Genomic DNA, 1,591 nt, shown 5'->3' with positions numbered 1-1,591 from the left:
GGTGGGGGTGGGGGGTGGTTGGTGTCTCAGACACCGCACAGTGGATGCGTAGCATGTTTGTGGCAAGCCCTCGGCCTATTAGTACCGGTCAACTCCACACCTCACGGTGCTTCCATCTCCGGCCTATCAACCCAGTCGTCTACTGGGGACCTTAACCCTCAAAGGGGCGGGAGACCTCATCTTGGAACAGGCTTCCCGCTTAGATGCCTTCAGCGGTTATCCCTTCCGAACGTAGCCAACCAGCCATGCCCCTGGCAGGACAACTGGCACACCAGAGGTTCGTCCGTCCCGGTCCTCTCGTACTAGGGACAGCCTTCCTCAAGTCTCCAACGCGCGCGGCGGATAGGGACCGAACTGTCTCACGACGTTCTAAACCCAGCTCGCGTACCGCTTTAATGGGCGAACAGCCCAACCCTTGGGACCTACTCCAGCCCCAGGATGCGACGAGCCGACATCGAGGTGCCAAACCATGCCGTCGATATGGACTCTTGGGCAAGATCAGCCTGTTATCCCCGGGGTACCTTTTATCCGTTGAGCGACGCCGCTTCCACCAGCCAGCGCCGGATCACTAGTCCCGACTTTCGTCCCTGCTCGACCTGTCAGTCTCACAGTCAAGCCCCCTTGTGCACTTGCACTCAACACCTGATTGCCAACCAGGCTGAGGGAACCTTTGGGCGCCTCCGTTACCCTTTGGGAGGCAACCGCCCCAGTTAAACTACCCACCAGGCACTGTCCCTGAACCGGATCACGGTCCGAGGTTCAGATGCTCAGTACGATCAGAGTGGTATTTCAACGACGACTCCACACCCACTGGCGTGAGCGCTTCACAGTCTCCCACCTATCCTACACAAACCGAACCAAGCACCAATACCAAGCTATAGTAAAGGTCCCGGGGTCTTTCCGTCCTGCCGCGCGTAACGAGCATCTTTACTCGTAGTGCAATTTCACCGGGCCTGTGGTCGAGACAGCCGAGAAGTCGTTACTCCATTCGTGCAGGTCGGAACTTACCCGACAAGGAATTTCGCTACCTTAGGATGGTTATAGTTACCACCGCCGTTTACTGGCGCTTAAATTCTCAGCTTCGCCCCTAAAGGCTAACCGGTCCTCTTAACGTTCCAGCACCGGGCAGGAGTCAGTCCGTATACATCGTCTTACGACTTCGCACGGACCTGTGTTTTTAGTAAACAGTCGCTTCTCGCTGGTCTCTGCGGCCGGCTCGCCCTAGCCCGCAACGGGCTTCAAGCGCTCCGGCCCCCCTTCTCCCGAAGTTACGGGGGCATTTTGCCGAGTTCCTTGACCACAGTTCACCCGCTCGCCTCGGTATTCTCTACCTGACCACCTGTGTCGGTTTGGGGTACGGGCCGCACGGACACTCACTAGAGGCTTTTCTCGGCAGCATGGGATCACTCTACTTCGCCTCAATCGGCTACGCATCACGCCTCACCCTATGTGCAGCACGGATTTGCCTATGCTGCGGGCCACACGCTTGCACCAGTCACCAACAGCTGGCGGAGCTACCCTCCTGCGTCACCCCATCGCTTGACTACTACCGGATCAGATCCCGCGCTCCACTCCCATCTCCCGAAGGAAA

At 58.1% G+C, this 1,591-nt stretch carries 1 rRNA gene; it reads right to left on the bottom strand.

What is annotated here, in order from left to right:
- Nucleotides 1-58 precede the first annotated feature (58 nt).
- Nucleotides 59-1,591: ribosomal RNA gene (locus ACTG9Q_RS32925) — 23S ribosomal RNA — on the bottom strand; the annotation flags it as partial.

It is taken from the genome of Actinokineospora lacus, from assembly GCF_053813445.1.
This window is presented reverse-complemented; position numbering and strand designations above follow the sequence as displayed.